The following is a 24,122-nucleotide window of genomic DNA, read 5'->3' as shown; positions in this document are numbered from 1 at the left end:
GCCGATCAACACTGGACATGCGCCGAGTCGAACCAGTTCTTCATCGAGCACATGGCGAATGCACTGGTGCTGCATTCGCCATTGACCAAGGCTTCGTGCAAGCGGTCGACGTCGGCTTGCATCACGTAACGCACGCTGTCGTGAAAGTGCTGGCTGTCACCAAATCCGCCCTCGGTCATCTCCTTGAGCGCCTGCTCTTTGCTCCAGCCCTGCACCACCACCCGGTACATCGCCGCCATCAGACCGGTGCGATCAGAACCGTGCTTGCAGTGCATCAGCACCGGGCCGTCAGCTTCGGCGGACTGAATCGCCCGCAGGGCTTTAAGCACGTCGCTGTCGTCGACGTGACTGGTGCGATACGGCAGTTGCACCTGCCTGATTCCGGGCACGGAGAGCCAGTCGCTATCAGCATCAGGCAGGAAGTTGATCACCGTGACGACATGCAGACTGTTCAACAGCGGCACCGCGCTACGACTCGGCAAGGCGCTGCGATACAGGGTTGGCGACATGCGAAACAGATTGAACTGCGCCTCGACCGGCTGCGCCCACTCGGCCGGGCGAGGCGGCGTGGCGTCGGCAGCCCGGGCGGCAATGCCATGCAGCAGCGCGACAAGCGAAAAACACAACGCGGGAAAAAAACGCACTCGAGACATGCTGGGCTGACCGTTCGGCAATCATCATTGCGGGAATTGCAGCTTCGCTAGTGAGCGGTCAATGCACCGTGAGCCGGCCGTCAAAGAAACGTGAATCGTCGCCTCGCCGGGCTTTTTTCCGCTCAAGCAGTATTTCTTGATGCTTAGCCTGCTACCATTTGTCACATGATGTTGCAGACGTGACGCCCTTCACCGGGCGAGACCTCGTCATCGCGACGCAAAACTCCTCGAGCCGCTCGCAGAAGCGGCTGCCATCTATGCCTGATGAGGTACTCCCATGTCTGATCAAGATCGAGACAACCCGCGGCGTGAATTCTTGCGCAAATCCCTGACCCTGATTCCGGTGGTCACGCTTGCCGGTACCAGCCTGGGCAGCAGCGTGCTGCAAGCCGCCCCTGAAAGCGCACCGGCGCCTGCCGCAGCAAAACCGGCCGCTGCTGGCGCTGGTGATTATCAGCCAAGCTTTTTCACCGCCGAAGAATGGGCGTTCATCAACGCCGCCGTTGCGCAGTTGATCCCCAGCGATGCGCAAGGCCCCGGCGCCCTCGAAGCCGGCGTGCCGGAATACATCGACCGGCAGATGAACACCCCGTATGCCGCCGGCGCCCTTTGGTACATGCAAGGCCCGTTCAATGCCGACGCTGCGCCGGAAATGGGCTGGCAGAGCAAACTGGTGCCAAAAGACATTTACCGCCTCGGCATCGCCGCCACGGATCAGTGGGTAAAAGGTCTCAGCGGTAAAACATTTGCTGAGCAAGACAGCGCTACCCGAGACGATCTGCTCAAGCAGCTCGAAGCCGGAAAACCGCAGTTCGATGCGGTGCCGGCGAAGATTTTCTTCAATCTGTTGCTGCAAAACACCAAGGAAGGTTTCTTCTGCGACCCGATCCACGGCGGCAATAAAGGCATGGTCGGCTGGACCATGATCGGTTTCCCCGGCGCCCGCGCCGATTTCATGGATTGGGTGGAACGCAACGAGCAATACCCCTTCCCGGCAGTGTCGATTCGCGGCGAGAGGGCGTAAGCATGGCAACGGTAATGAAGAAGGTGGATGCAGTCATCGTCGGTTTCGGCTGGACCGGCGCGATCATGGCCAAGGAACTCACCGAGGCCGGTCTCAACGTGCTGGCGCTGGAGCGCGGGCCGATGCAGGACACCTACCCCGACGGCAACTATCCACAGGTGATCGACGAACTCACCTACAGCGTGCGCAAAAAACTCTTTCAGGACATCTCGAAAGAGACGGTGACCATTCGCCACAGCGTCAACGATATCGCCCTGCCCAACCGCCAACTGGGCGCGTTCCTGCCGGGCAATGGCGTCGGCGGCGCCGGACTGCACTGGTCCGGCGTGCACTTTCGTGTCGATCCGATCGAGTTGCGCATGCGCAGCCATTACGAAGAACGCTACGGCAAAAGCTTCATCCCCAAGGACATGACCATTCAGGACTTCGGCGTCAGCTATGAAGAGCTGGAGCCGTTTTTCGACTTTGCGGAAAAAGTCTTCGGCACCTCTGGCCAGGCCTGGACCGTGAAGGGCCAATTGGTCGGTCAGGGCAAGGGCGGCAACCCTTACGCGGCAGATCGCTCCAATCCGTTCCCGCTTGAAGCGCAGAAAAACACCGTGTCCGCCCAGCTGTTCGGCAAAGCGGCGACGGAAGTCGGTTACAAACCCTACAACCTGCCTTCGGCAAACACCTCGGGGCCGTACACCAATCCCTACGGCGCACAGATGGGCCCGTGCAACTTCTGCGGATTCTGCAGCGGCTACGTCTGCTACATGTATTCCAAGGCCTCGCCGAACGTGAACATTCTGCCGGCGCTCAAGCCGCTGGCGAATTTCGAGCTGCGGCCCAACTCCCATGTGCTGCGAGTCAACCTCGACAGCAGCAAAAGCAAAGCCACCGGGGTCACCTACATCGACGGCCAGGGCCGCGAGATCGAGCAGCCGGCGGATCTGGTGATCCTCGGCGCGTTCCAGTTGCACAACGTGCGTCTGATGCTGCTCTCCGGGATCGGCAAACCCTACGACCCGATCAGCGGCGAAGGCGTGGTCGGGCGTAATTTCGCTTACCAGAACATGGCGACCATCAAGGCGTTCTTCGACAAGGACACCCACACCAACAACTTCATCGGCGCTGGCGGCAACGGCGTGGCGGTGGACGATTTCAACGCCGACAACTTCGATCACGGCCCGCACGGCTTCGTCGGCGGCTCACCGATGTGGGTCAATCAGGCCGGCAGCCGGCCGATTGCCGGCACCTCTAACCCGCCAGGCACACCGGCTTGGGGCAGTGCATGGAAACGCGCTACCGCCGATTACTACACCCATCAGGTGTCGATGGACGCCCACGGCGCGCATCAGTCGTACCGCGGCAACTATCTCGATCTCGATCCGGTGTACCGCGACGCCTACGGTTTGCCGTTGCTGCGCATGACCTTCGACTGGCAGGAAAACGACATCAAGATGAACCGTTTCATGGTCGAGAAAATGGGCAAGATCGCCGAAGCCATGGGCCCGAAAGCCATTGCGGTGATCGGCAAGCAAGTGGGCGACCACTTCAACACCGCCTCGTACCAGACCACCCACCTCAATGGTGGCGCGATCATGGGCACCGATCCGAAGACCAGCGCGCTCAACCGTTACCTGCAGAGCTGGGATGTGCACAACGTGTTCGTCCCGGGCGCGTCGGCCTTCCCGCAGGGCCTGGGCTACAACCCGACCGGTCTGGTAGCGGCGCTGACCTACTGGTCGGCGAAAGCGATCCGCGAGCAATACCTGAAAAACCCCGGCCCGCTGGTGCAGGCTTAAGGAGCGATGACCATGAAGACTCTCGTTATCGCCACTCTCGCCGTGCTTGGCAGCACTTCAGTTCATGCGGCTGAAGTTGATCAGAATCTGATCAAACAAGGCGAATACCTCGCCCGCGCGGGCGACTGCGTAGCCTGTCATACGGCCAAGGGCGGCAAGCCGTTCGCCGGTGGGCTGCCGATGGAAACGCCGATCGGTACGATCTACTCGACCAACATCACGCCGGACAAAACTGGCCTCGGCGATTACAGCTTCGAAGATTTCGATCAGGCCGTGCGCCATGGCGTCGCCAAAAACGGTAGTACGTTGTATCCGGCGATGCCTTATCCGTCCTACGCCCGCGTGAACGAAAGCGATATGAAAGCGCTGTATGCGTATTTCATGCACGGCGTCGAACCAGTGGCGCAGGAGAACAAGGCCAGCGACATTCCATGGCCGTTGAGCATGCGCTGGCCGCTGATGGGCTGGCGCTGGCTGTTTGCACCGAAGGTCGAGGATTATCAGGCCACAGGCAGCGACGCGGTGATCAATCGCGGCGCGTACCTGGTCGAAGGCCTCGGCCACTGCGGCGCCTGCCACACCCCGCGCGCGCTGACCATGCAGGAAAAAGCCCTGAGCGCGGCGGACGGTGAACATTTTCTTGCCGGCAGTGCACCGCTGGAAGGCTGGATCGCCAAGAGCCTGCGTGGTGATCACAAGGATGGCCTCGGCAGCTGGAGTGAAGAGCAACTGGTGCAATTCCTCAAGACCGGACGCAGTGATCGCAGCGCGGTGTTCGGCGGCATGAGCGATGTGGTCACTCACAGCATGCAATACATGAGCGACGCCGACCTCACCGCGATTGCCCGCTATCTGAAGTCACTGCCGGCCAATGATCCTGCGGATCAGCCGCATCGGTACGACGAGAAAGCGGCGAAAGCCCTGTGGAACGGTGATGACAGCCAGCGTGGCGCGTCGGTGTACATCGACAACTGCGCGGCCTGCCACCGCACCGACGGCCATGGCTACACCCGGGTGTTCCCGGCGCTGGCGGGCAACCCGGTGCTGCAGACGGACGATCCCACTTCGCTGATCCACATCGTGCTCAAGGGCGGAACCTTGCCGGCTACTCACACGGCGCCATCGACGTTCACCATGCCCGGCTTCGCCTGGCGCCTGTCGGATCAGGAAGTGGCGGATGTGGTGAGCTTCATTCGTGGTAGTTGGGGCAATAAAGGTGCGCCGGTCAGCGCCAAGGACGTTGCGCATCTGCGCAGCGAAGATATGCAAAATACCTCCGGCGATGATCTCGGCCAAGTCACCCAACATAACTAAAAACAAACCCCCTGCATGATGTACTCACGCAGGGGGTTTTATTAGGTTTGTGACGATAATTTCAGCTTATGGGTTTATGATGGCCACATAAGCTTTGGCCAGGGCGATCAACTTTGCCTTGTCATCGCTATCAATATCGCCGTCACCGTCGACATCTTTCTTATCGGTGCGAATGGTAAAGGTCTTGCCCTTGTCGGCCGATACCGCCACGACGTAAATCGAATCGACCAGCGCTTCGGTCGACAGCTGTTGCTCTGCGTCCCAGCCCAGTTCCTTGCGCGCCAGCTGCAGCGAAACAATAGTGTTGGAATCGGTGATATTCGGCTGCATCATTTGCAGGAACACACCGCGTTGATTCAAGTAAGACATTCAATCAAATCCTTTTAATTAGTCGGCCGGAGTCTGTTGCCGGTAGTTCCAGAGCCTATATAGCGGACCTGCGTTCAGCAATTAGGCATCTGTATCTTGGCTTGTCGTCAGTCAGCGAAAAAACTTGTCGCACCCAGAACTTCCTCGAAGAAAGACACCGCCATTTTCAATAGCATCGCTGAACGGTACTGGATCACAACGCACGCCGTCGGATACTGTATGCATATACAGAGCAGAGATTCGTTCGATGAACATCCCAGTTCCGCCCCGCGGTCGCGGCACCGCAACCAACCCTCACAATCGCTTTGCGCCGAGTCGTTCGGTCGCCGAGGACGACGGCTGGTATCAGGAAGTGCCGGCGACGCAAAACACCGAAGTGATCATCGAAAAAGCCAAATCGATCATCAGCCGCAACACCTCGCCGGATCTGCCCTTCGACCGTTCGCTCAATCCCTATCGCGGCTGCGAACACGGCTGCATCTATTGCTACGCACGCCCCAGCCACGCCTATTGGGACATGTCGCCGGGACTTGACTTCGAAACCCGGCTGATCGCCAAGACCAACGCCGCCCAGGTCCTGGAAGAACAACTGAGCAAACCCGGCTATCAATGCGCGCCGATCAATCTGGGCTCCAACACCGACCCGTATCAGCCGATCGAGCGCGAATATCAGATCACCCGACAGACTCTGGAAGTGCTGCTGCGTTACCGGCATCCGGTGACCATCGTCACCAAAGGTTCGCTGATTCTGCGCGATCTCGATCTGCTCACTGAGCTGGCACAACAGCGGCTGGTGACGGTGATGATCAGCCTGACCACCCTGGACGACGAGCTCAAACGCATCCTCGAACCGCGCGCCGCGGCGCCCAAGGCGCGCCTGCGCGCGATCCGGGTAATGCGCGAAGCGGGAATTCCAGTGGGTGTGCTGTGCTCGCCGATGATTCCGATGATCAATGACAGCGAGATCGAAAGCCTGCTCAGCGAAGCCCATGCTGCCGGTGCGCAAAGTGCCGCCTACATGATGTTGCGCCTGCCGCTGGAAGTCGCGCCGCTGTTCGAGGAGTGGTTGCAGGCGCACTATCCACAACGCGCCGCGCATGTGCTGAGCCTGATTCGCCAGAGTCGCGGCGGCGAACTCTACGACAGCCGTTTCGGTGCGCGCATGCGCGGTGAAGGACCGTTTGCCGACCTGCTCGCACAAAGATTTACCAAGGCCATCAAAAAGCTGGGGCTGAACAAACGCGAGGGCTATAACCTCGATTGCACGGCCTTCTGTCCGCCGGGTCGCCAGATGTCGTTGATTTAGCGACAATTGGCTTTGGGTTGACGGGTTGGAATCCTTCCGCCGAAACACGCCAGTCACGTTTTTTGTGACCTGGAACACACGTTCTAGAGCGTTTGATTCAGTTTCAGTTAAGTTTCGGCGGCTACCTTGTTCATCGAGTGACTGACGGGTCGGGATGACCCGGATGGTTTAAACAGCCACTGGCTTCATACCGGAATACCGGGGAAGACTCCCTGAATCCGCACAAGAGGATGAATCATGAGTGACAAGGATAAACAGTCGTTGGCTGCCTCGGCGCAAAGCCCTGAAGCACAATCCGCCGATGCAGCACTGCGACAGATCGTTGATGGCTTTTTACGCTTTCACCATGACGTTTTTCCGCAGCAGGAAGAACTGTTCAAGAAGCTCGCCACCGCCCAGGCGCCCAAGGCGATGTTCATCACCTGCGCCGACTCGCGCATCGTTCCCGAGCTGATTACCCAGAGCTCGCCGGGCGATCTGTTCGTCACCCGTAACGTCGGCAACGTGGTTCCGCCCTACGGTCAGATGAACGGCGGCGTCTCCACCGCGATCGAGTACGCGGTACTGGCACTGGGCGTGCAGCACATCATCATTTGCGGCCACTCCGACTGCGGCGCCATGCGCGCGGTACTCAACCCCGACAGTCTGGAAAAAATGCCGACGGTCAAAGCCTGGCTGCGCCACGCCGAAGTCGCGAAAACCATGGTGCACGACAACTGCAACTGCACCGACGAAAAAGAAAGCATGCCGATCCTCACTGAGGAAAACGTCATCGCCCAACTGCAGCACTTGCGTACCCATCCTTCGGTAGCCTCGCGCATGGCGAACGGTCATCTGTTCATCCATGGCTGGGTCTACAACATCGAAACCAGCGAAATCAAAGCTTACGACGCGGACCAGGGTCGTTTCCTGCCTCTCGACGGCAGCCATCCGATTCCTGTGGCGACGCCCAAAGCGCGCTTCTAAATCTTCCCAACAATCTGTGTGGTATGACGCCGGCCGCTGATTCAGCGGCCCGGCCTCGCCACGCCTGAAGAAAACTTCGGGAGAATCGCCATGCGTGCGGCTCAATTGAAAGCTGTGTTGCCACGGGAGCTGCTCGCCTCCGTGGTTGTGTTTCTGGTCGCCCTGCCGCTGTGCATGGGCATCGCGATTGCGTCAGGGCTGCCGCCGGCCAAGGGTCTGATCACCGGCATCATCGGCGGTCTGGTGGTCGGTTGGCTGGCGGGTTCGCCGTTGCAGGTCAGCGGTCCGGCGGCGGGGCTGGCGGTGTTGGTTTTCGAACTGGTGCGCCAGCACGGCATCGAGATGCTCGGGCCGATTCTGCTGCTCGCCGGATTTCTGCAACTGGTCGCCGGACGTCTGAAGCTTGGCTGCTGGTTCCGGGTGACGGCGCCAGCGGTGGTCTACGGCATGCTCGCGGGCATTGGCGTGTTGATCGTGCTGTCACAGGTGCATGTGATGCTCGATGCCAAGCCGCAACCGTCAGGTCTGGACAACCTCACGGCGTTCCCGGCAGCCGTGGCGCAAGCCTTGCCATCGTTCGGCTGGCAAGCCGGTCTGCTCGGTCTTTCGACGATTGCCGTGATGTGGCTGTGGGAAAAATTCCGCCCGCATTCGCTGCGCTTCATTCCCGGCGCATTGCTCGGTGTGGGTCTGGCCACAGTGGCGAGCCTGATGCTGGCGTTGCAGGTCAAGCGCGTGGAGGTACCGGCGAATCTGGCCGAGGCGATCGATTGGCTGAAACCTGCCGACCTGATGAATCTGGCCGACCCGACCCTGCTGATTGCCGCGTTTGCCGTGGCGTTTATCGCCAGCGCCGAAACTCTGTTGTCCGCCGCAGCGGTGGATCGCATGCACAGCGGTGTGCGTTCGGATTTCGACCGTGAGCTGTCGGCGCAAGGTGTCGGCAACATGCTCTGCGGTCTGGTCGGCGCGTTGCCGATGACCGGGGTGATCGTGCGCAGCTCGGCCAACGTCCAGGCCGGGGCGACCACACGTTACTCGACGATTTTCCATGGCCTGTGGCTGCTGGCATTCGTATTGTTGCTGTCGAGTGTGCTGCAGAGCATTCCGGTGGCGAGCCTGGCGGGTGTGCTGGTGTATACCGGTTTCAAACTGGTCGACCTCAAAGCCTTCCGAGGTCTCGGCCGTTACGGACGGATGCCGATGTTCACCTATGCCGCCACGGCGTTGGCGATCATCTTCACTGACCTGCTCACCGGTGTGCTGATCGGCTTTGGTCTGACCATGTTGAAGCTGGCATTCAAGGCTTCGCGTCTGAAGATCAGCCTGATCGACCTGCCGCAGGAAGGCGAGATGGAACTGCGTCTGGTTGGTGCAGCGACGTTCCTCAAAGTGCCGGCGCTGACGCAAGTGCTGGGCAGCATCCCTCACGGCACCACGGTGCATGTGCCGCTGAACAACCTGAGTTACATCGACCATTCGTGCCTGGAATTGCTGGAAGAATGGGGCCGGGCGAATGCGGCGAAGGGTTCGAAGCTGTTGATCGAGTCGCGCGGGTTGAAGCGCAGGCTGGAAGGACGGGTGCGGACCAATACCGGGATTGGTGCGGCAGGATAAATCTCCGGGTTGAACTCGACCCCTGTAGGAGTGAGCCTGCTCGCGATGGCGATGGCGATGGAACATTCAACATCTTCGTTGATTGATCCACCGCTATCGCGAGCAGGCTCGCTCCCACATTGCATCTATGGTGTATGAGGGTTACGCGGCGGGCTGATCCAGCTCCAGCCCCACGCCCAACCGGCGGCTCATGCACGGCCAGCGTTTCCACGCCGCGCCGGTATCCGGGCTGCTGAGTTTTTCGCGGTAGGCTTCTACCGACTCCAGGGCAAAACTCTCGTCATTGAGCATCTCGTCAATCGCGTGATGCACCGCCTCGTCCAGTTGGTTGGCGAACTCCTCACCGATCAACTGATGAGCAATCAGGTTGGCGACCGTCATGTCCAACGGGATCAATGGCTGGCCGAAGTGTTTGATGTACAGGTCGTTGACCTCTTCGACAAAACGGTGCGCCAGGTAGGCTTCGTCGAGCAGGCTGTCCAGGCCGACATGTCCGGCCATGATCGCCGGCGGCTGGAGGAAATACTGCTCGGCGATTTTCAGCACCGGTTTGATCTGCGATTCGATTCCCGCTTCCCTGGCGACTTCATTGGCTGCGTCCAGCAGGTCGGGTACTTCATCGATGTAGGCGGCGACAAAACGCGTCAGCACGCCCTGGGCGTCGGCTTCCGGCAACTGGATCGCCGGGTGCAGGTGAGGCAGCTTGCTTTCCAGCTGACGGGTCAGCAGGCCGGTGTCTTTTTCGTGCTGTTGGGCTTTTTGGATCTGCTCGCGCAATGCGGCGGTGTTCATGAAAACTCCAGGAAACAAGGCAGTGAAATAGGGAAGACATAACTTAGCTGGCTTACAAAAAACGCTAAGACGCATTTGTCATAATTATTTCATCCTTGATGCAGCTGCGTTATATCCATTTGCCACCACTCGTCTGCATCCTTCTCCAATCGGGCACTTGAACGCAAGCGCCAGTTGTTGCAGCTCATTTACCTGCGCAAGTTGCATTTCCCGGGCGCTGTCTATACTCGCCAATGAATGGAGTTAGCTGATGACGCCCGACTGCACCCGCAGCAAGGCCCGGCGATTCAAGTTCGTAGTCTGATGCAGCCGCTCCCTTGCCGCAGGCGATACGCCGGCGGGATAACAAGAACGATAAGGGGAACCCGCAATGATGCGACATCCACATGTCTGGATGGGCCTCCTGTTGTGGTCGATTTTCAGCCCGGCCAATGCGGCCTGGACTGTGAATATGGCGCCTGGAGCGACTGAAATCAGTCACGCAGTATTCGACCTGCACATGACCATTTTCTGGATCTGTGTGGTGATCGGGGTGGTCGTCTTCGGCGCCATGCTCTGGTCGATGATGGTGCACCGCCGCTCCACCGGCCAGGTCGCAGCGAAATTCCATGAAAGCACCGGCGTCGAGATCATGTGGACCATCGTGCCGCTGCTGATCCTCGTGGCCATGGCCGTCCCCGCCACCGCGACGCTGATCAAGATGTACGACACCAGCGAGCCGGACATCGATATCCAGATCACCGGTTATCAGTGGAAGTGGCACTACAAATACCTGGGCCAGGACGTCGAGTTCTTCAGCAACCTGGCCACCCCCGCCGAGCAGATCCACAACAAGGAAGCCAAAGGCGAGCATTACCTGCTCGAAGTCGATAAGCCGCTGGTGCTGCCGACCGGCGCCAAGGTGCGCTTTCTGGTGACCTCGGCCGACGTCATTCACTCCTGGTGGGTACCGGCGTTTGCGGTCAAGCGCGATGCGATCCCGGGATTCGTCAACGAAGCCTGGACGCGGATCGACAAGCCCGGCCTCTACCGTGGCCAGTGCGCCGAATTGTGCGGCAAGGATCACGGCTTCATGCCGATCGTGGTCGAGGTCAAGGAACCGGCCGATTACGAAAAATGGCTCGCCGAGCGCAAGGCCGAGGCCGCGCAACTCAAAGAACTGACCAGCAAGGAGTGGACCCTCGACGAGCTCAAGGAGCGCGGCGACAAGGTCTACCACACCACTTGCGTGGCCTGTCACCAGGCTGAAGGCCAGGGTCTGCCGCCGATGTTCCCGGCGCTCAAGGGCTCGAAAATCGCCACCGGCCCGATCAAGGATCACCTGGGCATTGTCTTCCACGGCAAACCCGGCACCGCCATGGCGGCGTTCGGCAAACAGCTGTCGGAAGTCGATATCGCAGCGGTCGTGACCTATGAACGTAACGCCTGGGGCAACAACAAGGGCGACATGGTCACGCCAAAAGAAGTGCTGGAGCTGAAACAGGCGGAAAGCAAATGAGCCGGTCAATTGCGTACTCAGTGAACCGGTCGGGGCAGCACGTCCCGGCCTGCCCCGTGCACTTTCGTGAAGGAGACCGGCCATGAGCGCTGTCATCGATGACCACGGTCACGCCGACCACGCCCACGGCCCCGCCAAAGGCCTGATGCGCTGGGTGCTGACCACCAACCACAAGGACATCGGCACGCTGTACCTGTGGTTTGCCTTCTGCATGTTCCTGCTCGGCGGCTCGTTCGCCATGGTCATTCGCGCCGAGTTGTTCCAGCCCGGCCTGCAGATCGTGCAGCCGGAATTCTTCAACCAGATGACCACCATGCACGGCCTGGTCATGGTGTTCGGTGCGGTGATGCCGGCGTTCGTCGGCCTCGCCAACTGGATGATCCCGCTGATGGTCGGCGCGCCGGACATGGCCCTGCCGCGGATGAACAACTTCAGCTTCTGGCTGTTGCCGGCGGCGTTTCTGCTGCTGGTCTCGACGCTGTTCACCCCCGGTGGCGGGCCGAATTTCGGCTGGACCTTTTACGCGCCGCTGTCGACGACCTATGCGCCGGAAAGCGTGACGTTCTTCATCTTCGCCATCCACTTGATGGGCATCAGTTCGATCATGGGCGCGATCAACGTGGTCGCAACCATCCTCAACCTGCGCGCACCCGGCATGACCCTGATGAAAATGCCGCTGTTCGTCTGGACCTGGCTGATCACCGCGTTTCTGCTGATCGCAGTGATGCCGGTGCTCGCCGGCTGCGTGACGATGATGCTCATGGACATCCATTTCGGCACCAGTTTTTTCAGCGCTGCCGGCGGCGGTGACCCGGTGCTGTTCCAGCATGTGTTCTGGTTCTTCGGCCACCCCGAGGTGTACATCATGATCCTGCCGGCGTTCGGCGCGGTCAGCCAGATCATCCCGACCTTCGCGCGCAAGCCGCTGTTCGGCTACACCTCGATGGTCTACGCCACGGCAAGCATCGCGTTCCTGTCGTTCATCGTCTGGGCGCACCACATGTTCGTGGTCGGCATTCCGCTGGTGGGCGAGTTGTTCTTCATGTACGCGACCATGCTGATCGCCGTACCGACCGGGGTGAAAGTATTCAACTGGGCGAGCACCATGTGGCAAGGCTCGATGACCTTCGAGACACCGATGCTGTTTGCCGTGGCGTTCGTCATCCTGTTCTCGATCGGCGGTTTCTCCGGGCTGATGCTGGCGATCGCCCCGGCGGACTTCCAGTATCAGGACACCTACTTCGTGGTCGCGCACTTCCACTATGTGCTGGTGCCCGGGGCGATCTTCGGCATCTTCGCCTCGGCCTATTACTGGCTGCCGAAATGGACCGGACACATGTACGACGAAACCCTCGGCAAGCTGCATTTCTGGCTGTCGTTCGTCGGCATGAACCTGACCTTCTTCCCGATGCACTTCGTCGGGCTGGCCGGGATGCCGCGGCGGATTCCGGATTACAACCTGCAGTTCGCCGACTTCAACATGGTCTCGTCGATCGGCGCGTTCATGTTCGGCGCCACGCAGATCTTCTTCCTGTTCATCGTCATCAAGACCATCCGTGGCGGCGAACCGGCCCCGGCCAAACCTTGGGATGGCGCCGAAGGGCTGGAGTGGAGCGTGCCGTCGCCGGCGCCGTATCACACCTTCACCACACCGCCGGAAGTGAAATGAAACGCTCTTCTGCTAACACATCCCCTGTGGCGAGGGAGCTTGCTCCCGCTGGGTTGCGCAGCAGCCCCAAAGATTCTGTGGGCGCTGCGCACGCAAGCGGGAGCAAGCTCCCTCGCCACAAAAGCTTGCTCGCAGTTTCGGAGGAGGCATGAACCATGGCTGACTCGATCTCGCTGAAGAAACTCGTCACTCGCCTGCTGCTGGTGGTAGTGGCGATGTTCGTCTTCGGTTTCGCGCTGGTGCCGATCTACGACGTGATGTGCAAAGCCTTCGGCATCAACGGCAAGACCGGCGGCCAGTACGCGGGCGAGCAAGTAGTCGACACGTCGCGCCAGGTGCGCGTGCAGTTTCTCTCAACCAACACCGCCGACATGCCCTGGGACTTTTACCCAAAACATGACGAGCTGACCGCCAATCCCGGCGCGGTCAACGAGATGGTATTCATCGCGCGCAATCCCACCGACAAACCGATGAGTGCGCAAGCGGTGCCCAGCATCGCGCCGAGCAATGCGGCGGCGTTTTTCCACAAGACCGAATGCTTTTGTTTTACCCAGCAGGTGCTGCAGCCCGGTGAACAGATCGAGATGCCCGTGCGTTTCATCGTTGACCGCGACATGCCCAAGGAAGTGAAGCACCTGACGCTGTCCTACACGCTGTTCGATATCACCGCCCGACATCCTCCGGTAGCTGTTAACACTGGCGGTTGAGCGTGGCCGATAAGGAGAACAATAAATGGCAACTCATGAGCATTATTACGTCCCGGCCCAGAGCAAATGGCCGATCGTCGCCACGGTCGGGATGTTCGTCACCGTGTACGGCCTCGCCACCTGGTTCAACGATCTGAAGGCCGCGCGTCCGGAATCCCACGGCCCGCTGATCTTTTTCGTCGGCGGCCTGCTGCTGGCGTACATGCTGTTCGGCTGGTTCGGTGCGGTGATCAAGGAAAGTCGCGCAGGGTTGTACAGCCCACAACTGGATCGCTCGTTCCGCTGGGGCATGAGCTGGTTCATCTTTTCCGAAGTGATGTTCTTCGTCGCCTTCTTCGGCGCGCTGTTCTACGTGCGCCACGTATCCGGGCCGGCGCTGGGCGGTGAAGGGCCGAAAGGCATCGCGCACATGCTCTGGCCGAACTTCGAATTCGTCTGGCCGCTGCTGCACACGCCAGACCCGAAACTGTTCCCGCCGCCCAAGGACGTCATCAGCCCGTGGGGCCTGCCGCTGCTCAACACGATCCTGCTGGTCAGCTCCAGCGTGACCATCACCATCGCCCACCATGCGCTGAAGAAAGGCAATCGCGGCGCGCTGAAACTGTGGCTGGCGATTACCGTGCTGCTGGGCATCGCGTTCCTCGGTTTCCAGGCCGAGGAATACATCCACGCCTACAAGGAGCTGGGGCTGACCCTCGGCTCGGGCATCTACGGCGCGACGTTCTTCATGCTCACCGGGTTCCACGGCGCCCACGTGACCATCGGCACGATCATCCTGTTTGTGATGCTGATGCGGATCATGAAGGGCCACTTCGACAACGAGCACCAGTTCGGCTTTGAAGCGGCGAGCTGGTATTGGCACTTCGTCGACGTGGTGTGGATCGGCTTGTTCTTCTTCGTTTATGTGCTTTGACAGCAGCTGCAAGTGGCGAGCTGCAAGCTTCAAGTCAAAGCGGGATGGCTTCCAACTTGTAGCTTGCCGCGTGCAGCTTGCAGCTACCACGGCGCATGGGACACCAGCTGGCCGCTGTAGAAACCCCAGGCCATCAGGCCGACGGTGACGACGGCCAGGGCCACCCGAACACTCAGGGCGATGACCAGGCGATTGGAGCTGCTGTCGTCCTTGACCAGGAAAAACAGGCCGCTGAACAGGCTGATCACCGTGGCAATCAGCATCAGGACGATCGCTGCTTTGAACATGGCAAGACTCCGGGGGACAGGCGATGCACTTGAGTATAGCGATCGCGATGACTGACTTTATGGCGCGCCCATGAAGCGCTTTCGCCCGGGCGTGATTCCCACTGTCGTGGTGGCACTGTTGCTGCCGCTGATGGTTGCGCTGGGCTTCTGGCAACTGGGCCGGGGCGCGGAGAAAACTGCGCTGCTCGCCAGTTACGCCGAACGTCGGGTAGGCGAACCGATGGCCAGCAGTGAATTGCTCGGCAGCGCCGACCCGGCTTATCGCCGCGTGCGCCTGCACGGTCAGTTCGATGCCGCTCACAGCCTGTTGCTCGACAACCGCCAGCGGGGCGGCAAGGTCGGCGTCGAGTTGCTGCAACCGTTTCAGGATCAGCGCAGCGGCCTGTGGCTGCTGGTCAATCGCGGCTGGCTGCCATGGCCCGATCGGCGCGTGCCGCCGCAATTCACGACACCGGCCGAGACACTGACGCTCGATGCCTGGGTTTATGTCGCTCCCGGCGCGACGTTCCAGTTACACGCCGATCCGGTCAGCAGTGTCTGGCCGCAAACCATCACCGCCGTCGAGCCGAGCAAATTGTGGCAGACCCTGGAGCGCGACGGTTTCGCCTTTGAGCTGCGCGCCGAACCCGGCCCGGCCAGCTATCAAACGGACTGGCCGGTGGTCGCGATGGGCCCGGAAAAACACCTCGGCTATGCCGTGCAATGGTTCGCCATGGTCACGGCGTTGCTCGGTCTCTACCTCTATTTGGGCTGGCACAACGCAAAGGAGAAACGCCATGGGAAGCGCCATGAATCCACCCAGCATGTCTGAGGCCAAACCTGCCCCCAGCCGCCGGCGCGGGCGCATTCAGTTGCTGTTGATTGTGCTCGGTGTGGTCGGGCCGATGCTCCTCGCCACCGGCATGTACAAATTGCAGTTCTGGGTGCCGGAAGGACGCAGCTACCACGGCGAACTGATCGGCAACGGCCAGACCCGCGCCGACCTTGGCGTGCAGGCCGATGAGCAGCGCTGGCAGATTCTGGTCACGGCGCCGAAGGACTGCGCTGTCGATTGCCAGCAACTGGTGTATCTGGCGCGGCAGATCCAGATCAGCCTCGGCCGCGAAGCCGGGCGCGCCAGCCACGCCCTCGCCGCCGCGCAACCTTTGAGCACCGACTACGCCGCCAAGCTCGACCGTGAATACCCGCAACTGCAGCGTTACCCACTGGATGCCGGGGTGTTTGCCAGGACCACCGGCGACAAAGCCGTGCCGCAGCTGTGGATCGTCGACCCCCACGGCAATCTGGTATTACGTTACGAGCCGAATGTGAAGGGCAAGGATCTGCTCAACGACCTGCGTCATCTGCTGAAACTGTCGAACATCGGATAAGGGCATCGTCATGGCCAAACCTGGATTTCGCCTCGCGCTGTTTGCCACCCTGCTGGCACTGGTTGTGGTGCTGCTCGGTGCCTACACCCGCCTGACCCACGCCGGCCTCGGCTGCCCGGACTGGCCGGGCTGCTACGGGTTTATCAGCGTGCCGAAAAGCGAGGCGCAACTGGCCCATGCCGAACTGCACTTCCCTGATACGCCGGTGGAGGCGCACAAGGGCTGGAACGAGATGATCCACCGCTACTTCGCCGGCACCCTCGGTTTGCTCATTTCAGTGCTGGCCGGGCGCGCGTGGGTCAATCGTCGCGATCCGGGGCAACCGGTAAAGTTGCCGCTGTTTCTGCTGGCAGTCGTCATCGCCCAGGCGGCGTTCGGCATGTGGACGGTGACGCTCAAGCTCTGGCCGCAAGTGGTCACCGGGCATTTGCTCGGCGGTTTCGCCACGTTGAGTCTGCTGTTTCTGTTGACGCTGAGGTTGTCCAGCGTGCTGCCAGCGCTGACCGTGCCCAAGCGCCTGCAATATTGGGCGACGGCGGGTCTGTTGCTGGTGATCGGCCAGATCGCGTTGGGCGGCTGGGTCAGCTCCAATTACGCAGCGGTGGCGTGCATCGACTTCCCCACCTGCCATGGCCAATGGCTGCCGCCGGCGGATTTCGCCAACGGTTTTCACCTGACCCAGCACATCGGTCCGAATTATCTCGGCGGCCAACTGGACAGCGACGCGCGCACGGCGATTCACCTGACCCACCGCATCGGAGCTCTGCTGGTGACGGTCGTGCTGCTCGGTCTGGCCTGGCAATTGAAGGTGGTCGGCATGACGCGCCTGGCCGGGCTGGTGCTGATCGCCCTCGCCGCGCAGATCACCCTCGGCATCAGCAACGTGCTGTTCCATCTGCCGCTGCCGGTGGCCGTCGCCCATAACGCCGGCGGGGCCGCGCTGTTGCTAACCTTGGTGCTGGTCAATTATCACGCGCGCACCAGCCTGTTGCGGGTGACCCAACCGGTACTCGCGCGCTGGCGCTTCAGTGCGCACAAACCCGCCGTCGCGCCCATCGCATTGAAAGGAGAAACTCCATGGCGAGTCTGATCGGCGAGCGTCCGGCGCAAGCGCTGTGGCGCGATTATCTGGAGCTGACCAAACCGAAAGTCGTGGTGCTGATGCTGATCACCTCGCTGGTCGGCATGTTCCTCGCCACCCGCGCGGGCGTACCGTGGACAGTGCTGGTGTTTGGCAATCTGGGCATCGCCTTGTGTGCCGGTGGTGCGGCGGCGGTCAATCATGTGGTCGATCGGCGCATCGATGCGGTAATGGCGCGCACGCACAAACGTCCGCTGGCCGAAGGCCGGGTTTCACCGGCGGCGGCGCTGACCTTCGCCCTGGTGCTAGCGTTGCTCGGACAGGCGCTGCTGCTGACCTTCACCAATCAGCTGACCGCGTGGCTGACCCTCGCATCGCTGCTCGGTTACGCGGTGGTCTACACCGGTTTCCTCAAACGCGCTACGCCGCAGAACATCGTCATCGGCGGCCTCGCTGGCGCAGCCCCGCCGCTGCTGGGCTGGACCGCTGCCACCGGCCATGTCAGCGCCGAACCGCTGTTGCTGGTGCTGATCATCTTCGCCTGGACCCCGCCGCATTTCTGGGCGCTGGCGATTCATCGCAAGGAAGAATATGCCAAGGCGGATATTCCGATGCTGCCGGTCACTCACGGCGAGCACTACACCAAAGTGCACATTCTGCTGTACACCTTCGCGCTGCTGGCGGTGAGTCTGCTGCCGTACGTGATTCACATGAGCGGCGTGCTCTATCTGGTCTGTGCGCTGGCCTTGGGCGCGAGGTTTCTGCAATGGGCCGTGGTGCTGTACCGTGGCAGTCGGCCGCACGCGGCGATCAACACCTTCAAGTACTCTATCTGGTACTTGTTCCTGTTGTTCATCGCCCTGCTCGTAGACCACTACTTACTGTTGAACCTATGACCCGAACCCAGAAAACCGTCTTCATCCTCGTCGCCGTGATCGCGTTGATCCTCGGGCTTACCGTCAACAAGGTGCTGAGCGGCAAAGGCCAGGGCGACCCCACGGCACTGATCGACGCCGGGATCATCCTGCTGCCGCAGAGCCGCAACCTGCCGGACGTGACCATGACCGATCAGGACGGCAAACCGGTTGCGATCGATGAGCTGAAAGGCAAGTGGAGCCTGTTGTTCTTCGGCTACACCTTCTGCCCGGACATCTGCCCGACCACGCTGGCACAACTGCGACAGATCAAGAGCGAATTGCCGAAAGACGCTGTGGACAAGTTGCAGATCGTGCTGGTCAGCGTTGACCCCAACCGCGATACGCCGAAACAGTTGAAGCAGTATCTGGGCTACTTCGATCCGCAGTTCATTGGCTTGACACCGACGTCGATCGAGGAGCTGCAGAAGGTCGCGAACGCAGTGAGCATTCCGTTCATTCCGGCCGATACCAGCAAGCCGAATTACACCGTCGACCACAGCGGCAATCTGGCAGTGATCGGCCCGGACGGCACGCAGCGCGGGTTTATTCGGGCGCCGTTGAACAACGCCAAACTGGTTGCGCAACTGCCGGGGATGCTTGAGCGCAAGTGACAGCTTAAAAGCCAAGAGCCCCTCACCCTAGCCCTCTCCCGGAGGGAGAGGGGACTGATTGGGGGATATTCAGGAGTTACCCCGACCTGTAAGTCCTGTGCTGAATCCATAATCGATTCGATCTTTCAGATCGATGCATGACGCAAGACACCTCGATCGGCCCCCTCTCCCTCGGGAGAGGGCTGGGGTGAGGGGCAGCTTCACCGCAGGTCCACAGCCAAACACCAGACACAAAAAAGGGGACGCTCATGGCGTCCCCTTTTTCATTGCAGCAACCGGAATCAGAACGCCGGCAATACCGCGCCCTTGTACTTCTCGGTAATGAATTGCTTCACTTCCGGGCTGTGCAGGGCTGCAGCCAGTTTCTTCATCGCGTCGCTGTCCTTGTTGTCCTGACGGGACACGAGGATGTTCACGTACGGCGAGTCGTTGCCTTCGATCACCAGCGCATCCTTGGACGGGTCGAGCTTGGCTTCCAGCGCGTAGTTGGTGTTGATCAGTGCCAGATCGACCTGGGTCAGCACACGCGGAATGGTTGCGGCTTCCAGTTCACGGAATTTCAGGTCTTTCGGGTTCGTCGCGATGTCCTTGATCGTCGACAGAATGTTGGTCGGGTCCTTCAGGGTGATCACGCCCGCCTTGGCCAGCAGCATCAGTGCACGGCCGCCGTTGGTGGCGTCGTTCGGGATTACCACGTTCGCACCGCTAGGCAGCTCTTCGATTTTTTTAAGCTTGCTCGAGTACGCACCCAGCGGTTCCAGGTGCACGCCGGTCACAGCGACCAGATCAGTGCCTTTGGCCTTGTTGAACTCATCAAGGTACGGCTGGTGCTGGAAGAAGTTGGCGTCGAGGCGCTTTTCCGCAACCTGTACGTTCGGCTGAATGTAGTCGGTGAAGACCTTGACCTTAAGATCCACGCCTTCTTTGGCCAGGGCCGGCTTCACGAACTCAAGGATTTCCGCGTGCGGCACCGGGGTGGCGGCGACGGTCAGGGTTTCGGCGTGGGCCGAGAACGCAGCAACGGCAGCGAAAGCAGCGATCAGTTTTTTCATTCAGCTAACTCCTGTTCAGGGCGCCCGCCATCTTGGCCAGCGCCTCTCTAGATGATCGAAACCAGTTATTTGCGCGAGAAATGCACGACCAGACGGTCGCCGACCATTTGCAGCACCTGCACCAGAATCAACAGCAGCACCACGGTGACGATCATCACGTCGGTCTGGAAACGCTGGTAGCCGAAACGGATCGCCAGGTCACCCAGACCACCAGCGCCAACCACACCGGCCATCGCCGTGTAGGACACCAGTGTAATCGCTGTCACCGTAATCGCTGCGAAGATGCCCGGACGGGCTTCCGGCAGCAAGGCGTTCATGATGATCTGCCGCGTGGTCGCGCCCATCGACTGGGTCGCTTCGATGATGCCGCGATCGACTTCGCGCAACGCGGTTTCCACCAGACGCGCGAAGAACGGCGTGGCGCCGACCACCAGCGGCGGAATTGCCCCGGCCACACCCAGCGAGGTGCCGGTAATCAGCACGGTGAACGGGATCATCACGATCAGCAGAATAATGAACGGCAGCGAACGCAAAATGTTCACCACCAGCGACAGCACGGCGTAGAGGCCACGGTTCTCCAGCAACTGACGCGGGCTGCAGAGAAACAGCAGCACGCCCAGCGGCAGGCCGAGCAGCACGGTGAACAGCAGCGAACCGCCGAGCATCAGCATGGTGTCGCCAGTCGCCAGCCAGATTTCGTACCAGTCGATATTGGCGAAGAAACTCATCAGATCAGCCATTAGCGCAACACCTCCATGTGAACGTCAGCGGCGGTGAAGCGGGCAAACGCCGCCTCCATGTCGCCACCGGTGACAGCGAGGGTCAGTTGCCCGTACGGAATGTCTTTGATGCGGTCGATGCGACCGGCAAGGATGCTGTAGTCAACGCCGGTTTCCCGGGCGACAGTGCCGAGCAACGGCGCGTAGGTCGCTTCGCCCTGGAAGGTCAGACGCACGATGCGCCCGGGTACATGGGCGAAATCGTCGCGCTGTTCGCTCTCGTCGATCTGCTCGCTTTCCTGGACGAAACGCTTGGTGGTCGGGTGCTGCGGATGCAGGAACACATCGGCCACCGGACCCTGCTCGACGATCACGCCAGCGTCCATCACCGCGACCTGGTCGCAGACGCGACGGATCACGTCCATCTCGTGGGTGATCAGGACAATGGTCAGTTTCAGTTCGCGGTTGATTTCCGCCAGCAGCTGCAGGACCGACGCGGTGGTCTGCGGGTCGAGGGCGCTGGTGGCCTCGTCGCACAGCAGGATCTTCGGTTTGGTCGCTAGCGCACGGGCGATGCCGACGCGCTGTTTCTGGCCGCCGGACAATTGCGCCGGGTACTTCTTCGCGTGGTCGGACAGACCGACCCGCGCCAGCAACTCGGCGACGCGTTGGTTGATTTCACTGCTCGACAGCTCACCGGCCAGGGTCAGCGGCAAGGCAACGTTGTCGGCGACTGTCTTGGAGGCGAGCAGGTTGAAGTGCTGGAAGATCATCCCGACCTGCTGACGGAAACGGCGCAAGCCATTGGCGTCCAGTGCAGTGACTTCTTCGCCGTCGACGATGATCTTGCCGCCACTGCAATCTTCCAGGCGATTGATCAGACGCAGCAGGGTACTTTTGCCCGCACCGGAATGGCCGATCAGGCCGAACACCTGGCCGTTCTCGATGGCGAGACTGGTCGGGTGCAGCGCGGGAATATCCTTACCGGCGACGCGGTAAGTCTTGTGGACGTTTTGAAACTCGATCACGTAGCGAACCTTGTGGGGCGCGTTGGAAAAGGATCAGCGGTTAGCCGGGCGCGCATTTTAGCCTGTCCGTATAGAGGTTCTTAGCATTTATTTCGCAATTATCCTTCGATTTGGCAATAACGCGATCAAAGGTCAGATAAACGGAACGGCTGAAACGCTCATCAGTCACTACTTAAGCGACTTGAAACCCTGGGTGCCGTGCCCGGGAATCACTCAAGGGTCTGCGGAAGGCATCCGGGGCCAAACGAGGAGTTTACGTCTGATGAGCATCAAAAAGCCTGCACCCGATAAAAGCGAAATGGCCGGGACCGATACCCCGGATCGCGCCAACACCAACGCCAAGCTCGACAGCCTGGAAGAGTTCCGTTCAGACGCCACCGGTCAGGCCCTGCGCACCAACCAGGGTGTGAAGATCGCGGATAACCAGAACACCCTCAAAGCCGGGCCACGCGGGCCTTCGCTGCTGGAAGACTTCATCATGCGTGAAAAGATCACGCACTTTGACCATGAGCGGATTCCGGAGCGCATCGTCCACGCACGCGGTACCGGCGCCCACGGTTTCTTTCAGACCTACGAGAACCATGCAGCGCTGACCAAGGCTGGTTTCCTACAGGATCCGGGCAAGAAGACGCCAGTGTTCGTGCGCTTTTCCACGGTGCAGGGACCACGCGGTTCCGGCGACACCGTGCGTGACGTGCGTGGCTTTGCGGTGAAGTTCTTTACCGACGAGGGCAACTTCGACCTGGTCGGCAACAACATGCCAGTGTTCTTCATTCAGGACGCGATCAAGTTTCCTGATTTCGTGCACGCGGTGAAACCCGAGCCGCACAATGAAATCCCCACCGGCGGCTCGGCTCACGACACGTTCTGGGACTTCGTTTCGCTGGTGCCGGAATCGGCGCACATGGTGATCTGGGCGATGTCCGACCGGGCCATCCCGAAAAGCCTGCGCAGCATGCAGGGTTTCGGCGTGCACACCTTCCGCCTGATCAATGCCGAGGGTAAGTCGCGCTTCGTCAAATTCCACTGGCGCCCAACCGCCGGCACCTGTTCGCTGGTGTGGGACGAGGCGCAGAAGCTCGCCGGGAAAGATACCGACTACCACCGTCGCGACCTGTGGGAAGCGATCGAGATGGGTGACTACCCGGAATGGGAACTGGGCGTGCAGATCGTCGAAGAAGAGAACGAACACGACTTCGACTTCGACATCCTTGACCCGACCAAGATCATTCCCGAAGAAATCGTGCCGATCACCCCGCTGGGCAAAATGACCCTGAATCGCAACCCGGACAACTTCTTCGCGGAAACCGAACAGGTCGCCTTCTGCCCAGGCCACATCGTGCCGGGTATCGACTTCTCCAATGACCCGCTGCTGCAAGGTCGGCTGTTTTCCTACACCGACACGCAGATCAGCAGGCTCGGCGGGCCGAACTTCCATGAGCTGCCGATCAACCGTCCGGTCGCGCCGTTCCATAACGGCCAGCGCGACGCGCAACACCGCACCACTATCGACAAGGGCCGCGCTTCCTACGAGCCGAACTCCATCGACGGCGGCTGGCCGAAAGAGACCCCGCCGGCGGCACAGGACGGTGGTTTCGAGAGCTATCCAGAGCGCATCGACGCCGCGAAGATCCGTCAGCGTAGTGAGTCGTTCAGCGATCACTTCTCTCAGGCGCGGCTGTTCTTCAACAGCATGAGCGACCATGAGAAAGAGCACATCATCGCCGCGTACAGCTTCGAGCTGGGCAAGGTCGAGCGTGAGTTCATCCGTGCCCGTGAAGTGAACGAGATCCTCGCCAATATCGACCTGACCCTGGCCAAACGCGTGGCGGAGAACCTCGGTTTGCCGGCGCCAGCCAAAGGCACGGTCGAAGTGCGCAAGACCTCGCTTGAGCAGTCGCCAGCGCTGAGCCAGGCCAACCTGCTGCCGGGCAATATCAAGACGCGCAAAGTGGCGATCCTTGCTGCCAACGGTGTTGACGCTGCGGCCATCGATGCGATGAAACAGGCGCTGGAAGCGGAAGGCGCCCATGCGAAACTGCTCGGCCCGACCTCGGCGCCAGTGAAGACCGCTGACGGCAAGGCATTGCCGGTGGATGCGTCGATGGAAGGCATGCCTTCAATTGCGTTCGATGCGGTGTTCGTACCGGGTGGCGCAGCGTCGATTACCGCGTTGAGCGGTGACGGTGTGGCGCTGCATTACCTGCTCGAGGCGTACAAGCACCTGAAGGCGATCGCACTGCACGGCGAGGCCAAGCAATTGCAGGACTTGTTGAAGCTTGATGCGGATGCGGGGTTGTTGCAGGGCGCTGATGTCGGCGCGTTGACCAAGCCATTCTTCGCCGCGATTGGCGAGCATCGGGTCTGGGCGCGGGAGCCTAAGGCCAAGGCGATTCCAGCGTAAAAGCAAAAGATCGCAGCCTTCGGCAGCTCCTACAGGAT

The 24,122-nt window shown here is 60.6% G+C and carries 23 protein-coding genes; 16 read left to right on the top strand and 7 right to left on the bottom strand.

All coding sequences use genetic code 11. The features are described from left to right. Positions 1-5 precede the first annotated feature (5 nt). Entirely contained in the window at positions 6-653 is a 648-nt protein-coding gene (locus LIS66_RS00480; protein WP_227973396.1) for a tyrosine-protein phosphatase, read from the bottom strand. Between the two features lie 277 nt (positions 654-930). On the opposite strand from LIS66_RS00480, the gene LIS66_RS00475 reads away from it, so the two are divergent. From LIS66_RS00475 to LIS66_RS00465, 3 genes are read left to right on the top strand one after another with little or no spacing between them, the layout of a single operon-like run. Then, complete coding sequence (locus tag LIS66_RS00475) at positions 931-1,677, top strand: gluconate 2-dehydrogenase subunit 3 family protein (protein ID WP_042608995.1); 747 nt, start codon at positions 931-933, stop codon at positions 1,675-1,677. 2 nt (positions 1,678-1,679) lie between these two features. Continuing rightward, positions 1,680-3,464, top strand: a complete 1,785-nt coding sequence (locus LIS66_RS00470) for a GMC family oxidoreductase (RefSeq protein ID WP_064365248.1) — start codon at positions 1,680-1,682, stop codon at positions 3,462-3,464. A gap of 12 nt (positions 3,465-3,476) precedes the next feature. After that, positions 3,477-4,778 carry a cytochrome c gene (locus LIS66_RS00465; RefSeq protein WP_227973395.1) on the top strand — a complete coding sequence of 434 codons (1,302 nt, stop codon included), beginning with the start codon at positions 3,477-3,479 and terminating at the stop codon, positions 4,776-4,778. A gap of 66 nt (positions 4,779-4,844) precedes the next feature. Here the strand turns inward: LIS66_RS00465 and LIS66_RS00460 are convergent, their stop codons facing one another. Next, positions 4,845-5,147 carry a hypothetical protein gene (locus LIS66_RS00460; RefSeq protein WP_227973394.1) on the bottom strand — a complete coding sequence of 101 codons (303 nt, stop codon included), beginning with the start codon at positions 5,145-5,147 and terminating at the stop codon, positions 4,845-4,847. Between the two features lie 247 nt (positions 5,148-5,394). On the opposite strand from LIS66_RS00460, the gene LIS66_RS00455 reads away from it, so the two are divergent. The 3 genes from LIS66_RS00455 to LIS66_RS00445 all read left to right on the top strand — a co-directional run bounded on the left by LIS66_RS00455 (position 5,395) and on the right by LIS66_RS00445 (position 9,036). Beyond that, on the top strand, positions 5,395-6,453 hold the full coding sequence (locus tag LIS66_RS00455) for a PA0069 family radical SAM protein (RefSeq protein WP_227973393.1): 1,059 nt from the start codon (positions 5,395-5,397) through the stop codon (positions 6,451-6,453). A 237-nt stretch (positions 6,454-6,690) separates the two neighbouring features. Beyond that, positions 6,691-7,419, top strand: coding sequence for a carbonic anhydrase (locus LIS66_RS00450; protein WP_064365244.1), 729 nt, complete (start codon positions 6,691-6,693; stop codon positions 7,417-7,419). A 90-nt stretch (positions 7,420-7,509) separates the two neighbouring features. Continuing rightward, positions 7,510-9,036, top strand: a complete 1,527-nt coding sequence (locus LIS66_RS00445; RefSeq protein WP_083353917.1) for a SulP family inorganic anion transporter — start codon at positions 7,510-7,512, stop codon at positions 9,034-9,036. 141 nt (positions 9,037-9,177) lie between these two features. On the opposite strand, the gene LIS66_RS00440 is transcribed toward LIS66_RS00445, so the two are convergent. Next, positions 9,178-9,828: a hypothetical protein gene (locus LIS66_RS00440; protein ID WP_042609002.1), complete on the bottom strand. Its 651-nt coding sequence runs from the start codon at positions 9,826-9,828 to the stop codon at positions 9,178-9,180. Between the two features lie 370 nt (positions 9,829-10,198). Here LIS66_RS00440 and coxB point away from each other — a divergent pair, with 370 nt between their 5' ends. The 4 genes from coxB (at position 10,199) to LIS66_RS00420 (ending at position 14,615) form a co-directional block, all read left to right on the top strand. Beyond that, positions 10,199-11,326 carry a cytochrome c oxidase subunit II gene (gene coxB / locus LIS66_RS00435; protein WP_042609003.1) on the top strand — a complete coding sequence of 376 codons (1,128 nt, stop codon included), beginning with the start codon at positions 10,199-10,201 and terminating at the stop codon, positions 11,324-11,326. Between the two features lie 82 nt (positions 11,327-11,408). Next, positions 11,409-12,995 (top strand): cytochrome c oxidase subunit I, encoded by a 1,587-nt coding sequence (gene ctaD / locus LIS66_RS00430; protein WP_042609004.1) that lies wholly within the window; start codon positions 11,409-11,411, stop codon positions 12,993-12,995. A 155-nt stretch (positions 12,996-13,150) separates the two neighbouring features. Then, positions 13,151-13,702 (top strand): cytochrome c oxidase assembly protein, encoded by a 552-nt coding sequence (locus LIS66_RS00425; protein ID WP_016772328.1) that lies wholly within the window; start codon positions 13,151-13,153, stop codon positions 13,700-13,702. A 25-nt stretch (positions 13,703-13,727) separates the two neighbouring features. Further along, positions 13,728-14,615, top strand: coding sequence for a cytochrome c oxidase subunit 3 (locus LIS66_RS00420; RefSeq protein ID WP_227973392.1), 888 nt, complete (start codon positions 13,728-13,730; stop codon positions 14,613-14,615). An 83-nt stretch (positions 14,616-14,698) separates the two neighbouring features. Here the strand turns inward: LIS66_RS00420 and LIS66_RS00415 are convergent, their stop codons facing one another. After that, on the bottom strand, positions 14,699-14,902 hold the full coding sequence (locus LIS66_RS00415) for a twin transmembrane helix small protein (protein WP_042609006.1): 204 nt from the start codon (positions 14,900-14,902) through the stop codon (positions 14,699-14,701). 70 nt (positions 14,903-14,972) lie between these two features. Here LIS66_RS00415 and LIS66_RS00410 point away from each other — a divergent pair, with 70 nt between their 5' ends. From LIS66_RS00410 to LIS66_RS00390, 5 genes are read left to right on the top strand one after another with little or no spacing between them, the layout of a single operon-like run. Beyond that, positions 14,973-15,713 (top strand): SURF1 family protein, encoded by a 741-nt coding sequence (locus tag LIS66_RS00410; RefSeq protein ID WP_227973391.1) that lies wholly within the window; start codon positions 14,973-14,975, stop codon positions 15,711-15,713. After that, complete coding sequence (locus tag LIS66_RS00405; RefSeq protein WP_065616461.1) at positions 15,679-16,272, top strand: hypothetical protein; 594 nt, start codon at positions 15,679-15,681, stop codon at positions 16,270-16,272. The genes LIS66_RS00410 and LIS66_RS00405 overlap by 35 nt, the downstream gene beginning before the upstream one ends. Positions 16,273-16,282: 10 nt before the next feature. Continuing rightward, positions 16,283-17,362 carry a COX15/CtaA family protein gene (locus LIS66_RS00400; RefSeq protein ID WP_227973390.1) on the top strand — a complete coding sequence of 360 codons (1,080 nt, stop codon included), beginning with the start codon at positions 16,283-16,285 and terminating at the stop codon, positions 17,360-17,362. Beyond that, positions 17,350-18,249 (top strand): heme o synthase, encoded by a 900-nt coding sequence (gene cyoE / locus LIS66_RS00395; RefSeq protein WP_065616460.1) that lies wholly within the window; start codon positions 17,350-17,352, stop codon positions 18,247-18,249. Before LIS66_RS00400 ends, cyoE begins: the two co-directional genes overlap by 13 nt. Beyond that, positions 18,246-18,881, top strand: a complete 636-nt coding sequence (locus tag LIS66_RS00390) for an SCO family protein (protein ID WP_042609010.1) — start codon at positions 18,246-18,248, stop codon at positions 18,879-18,881. Before cyoE ends, LIS66_RS00390 begins: the two co-directional genes overlap by 4 nt. A 281-nt stretch (positions 18,882-19,162) precedes the next feature. Here LIS66_RS00390 and LIS66_RS00385 read toward each other — a convergent pair whose 3' ends face one another. The 3 genes from LIS66_RS00385 to LIS66_RS00375 all read right to left on the bottom strand — a co-directional run bounded on the left by LIS66_RS00385 (position 19,163) and on the right by LIS66_RS00375 (position 21,680). Next, positions 19,163-19,933 carry a MetQ/NlpA family ABC transporter substrate-binding protein gene (locus LIS66_RS00385; RefSeq protein ID WP_227973389.1) on the bottom strand — a complete coding sequence of 257 codons (771 nt, stop codon included), beginning with the start codon at positions 19,931-19,933 and terminating at the stop codon, positions 19,163-19,165. Positions 19,934-19,998: 65 nt separating this feature from the next. Further along, positions 19,999-20,673 (bottom strand): methionine ABC transporter permease, encoded by a 675-nt coding sequence (locus LIS66_RS00380; RefSeq protein ID WP_016772337.1) that lies wholly within the window; start codon positions 20,671-20,673, stop codon positions 19,999-20,001. After that, positions 20,673-21,680 (bottom strand): methionine ABC transporter ATP-binding protein, encoded by a 1,008-nt coding sequence (locus LIS66_RS00375; RefSeq protein ID WP_039757125.1) that lies wholly within the window; start codon positions 21,678-21,680, stop codon positions 20,673-20,675. Before LIS66_RS00375 ends, LIS66_RS00380 begins: the two co-directional genes overlap by 1 nt. Positions 21,681-21,942: 262 nt before the next feature. On the opposite strand from LIS66_RS00375, the gene katE reads away from it, so the two are divergent. Next, positions 21,943-24,084 (top strand): catalase HPII, encoded by a 2,142-nt coding sequence (gene katE, locus LIS66_RS00370; RefSeq protein WP_227973388.1) that lies wholly within the window; start codon positions 21,943-21,945, stop codon positions 24,082-24,084. Positions 24,085-24,122: the final 38 nt, after the last annotated feature.

Origin of the sequence: Pseudomonas sp. HN2, from assembly GCF_020736465.1 — a bacterium.
Lineage (GTDB): Bacteria > Pseudomonadota > Gammaproteobacteria > Pseudomonadales > Pseudomonadaceae > Aquipseudomonas > Aquipseudomonas moraviensis_A.
This window is presented reverse-complemented; position numbering and strand designations above follow the sequence as displayed.

Excerpts from the sequence above, each read along its gene's own strand:
- LIS66_RS00405 (WP_065616461.1), top strand. The coding sequence starts at position 15,679 with ATGGGAAGCGCCATGAATCCACCCAGCATGTCTGAGGCCAAACCTGCC.
- ctaD (WP_042609004.1), top strand. The coding sequence starts at position 11,409 with ATGAGCGCTGTCATCGATGACCACGGTCACGCCGACCACGCCCACGGC.
- LIS66_RS00385 (WP_227973389.1), bottom strand. The coding sequence starts at position 19,933 with ATGAAAAAACTGATCGCTGCTTTCGCTGCCGTTGCTGCGTTCTCGGCC.
- LIS66_RS00455 (WP_227973393.1), top strand. The coding sequence starts at position 5,395 with ATGAACATCCCAGTTCCGCCCCGCGGTCGCGGCACCGCAACCAACCCT.
- LIS66_RS00440 (WP_042609002.1), bottom strand. The coding sequence starts at position 9,828 with ATGAACACCGCCGCATTGCGCGAGCAGATCCAAAAAGCCCAACAGCAC.
- LIS66_RS00380 (WP_016772337.1), bottom strand. The coding sequence starts at position 20,673 with ATGGCTGATCTGATGAGTTTCTTCGCCAATATCGACTGGTACGAAATC.
- LIS66_RS00450 (WP_064365244.1), top strand. The coding sequence starts at position 6,691 with ATGAGTGACAAGGATAAACAGTCGTTGGCTGCCTCGGCGCAAAGCCCT.
- LIS66_RS00470 (WP_064365248.1), top strand. The coding sequence starts at position 1,680 with ATGGCAACGGTAATGAAGAAGGTGGATGCAGTCATCGTCGGTTTCGGC.
- cyoE (WP_065616460.1), top strand. The coding sequence starts at position 17,350 with ATGGCGAGTCTGATCGGCGAGCGTCCGGCGCAAGCGCTGTGGCGCGAT.
- LIS66_RS00390 (WP_042609010.1), top strand. The coding sequence starts at position 18,246 with ATGACCCGAACCCAGAAAACCGTCTTCATCCTCGTCGCCGTGATCGCG.
- LIS66_RS00400 (WP_227973390.1), top strand. The coding sequence starts at position 16,283 with ATGGCCAAACCTGGATTTCGCCTCGCGCTGTTTGCCACCCTGCTGGCA.
- LIS66_RS00415 (WP_042609006.1), bottom strand. The coding sequence starts at position 14,902 with ATGTTCAAAGCAGCGATCGTCCTGATGCTGATTGCCACGGTGATCAGC.
- LIS66_RS00480 (WP_227973396.1), bottom strand. The coding sequence starts at position 653 with ATGTCTCGAGTGCGTTTTTTTCCCGCGTTGTGTTTTTCGCTTGTCGCG.
- LIS66_RS00460 (WP_227973394.1), bottom strand. The coding sequence starts at position 5,147 with ATGTCTTACTTGAATCAACGCGGTGTGTTCCTGCAAATGATGCAGCCG.
- LIS66_RS00475 (WP_042608995.1), top strand. The coding sequence starts at position 931 with ATGTCTGATCAAGATCGAGACAACCCGCGGCGTGAATTCTTGCGCAAA.
- katE (WP_227973388.1), top strand. The coding sequence starts at position 21,943 with ATGAGCATCAAAAAGCCTGCACCCGATAAAAGCGAAATGGCCGGGACC.
- LIS66_RS00410 (WP_227973391.1), top strand. The coding sequence starts at position 14,973 with ATGAAGCGCTTTCGCCCGGGCGTGATTCCCACTGTCGTGGTGGCACTG.
- LIS66_RS00425 (WP_016772328.1), top strand. The coding sequence starts at position 13,151 with ATGGCTGACTCGATCTCGCTGAAGAAACTCGTCACTCGCCTGCTGCTG.
- coxB (WP_042609003.1), top strand. The coding sequence starts at position 10,199 with ATGATGCGACATCCACATGTCTGGATGGGCCTCCTGTTGTGGTCGATT.
- LIS66_RS00420 (WP_227973392.1), top strand. The coding sequence starts at position 13,728 with ATGGCAACTCATGAGCATTATTACGTCCCGGCCCAGAGCAAATGGCCG.
- LIS66_RS00465 (WP_227973395.1), top strand. The coding sequence starts at position 3,477 with ATGAAGACTCTCGTTATCGCCACTCTCGCCGTGCTTGGCAGCACTTCA.
- LIS66_RS00445 (WP_083353917.1), top strand. The coding sequence starts at position 7,510 with ATGCGTGCGGCTCAATTGAAAGCTGTGTTGCCACGGGAGCTGCTCGCC.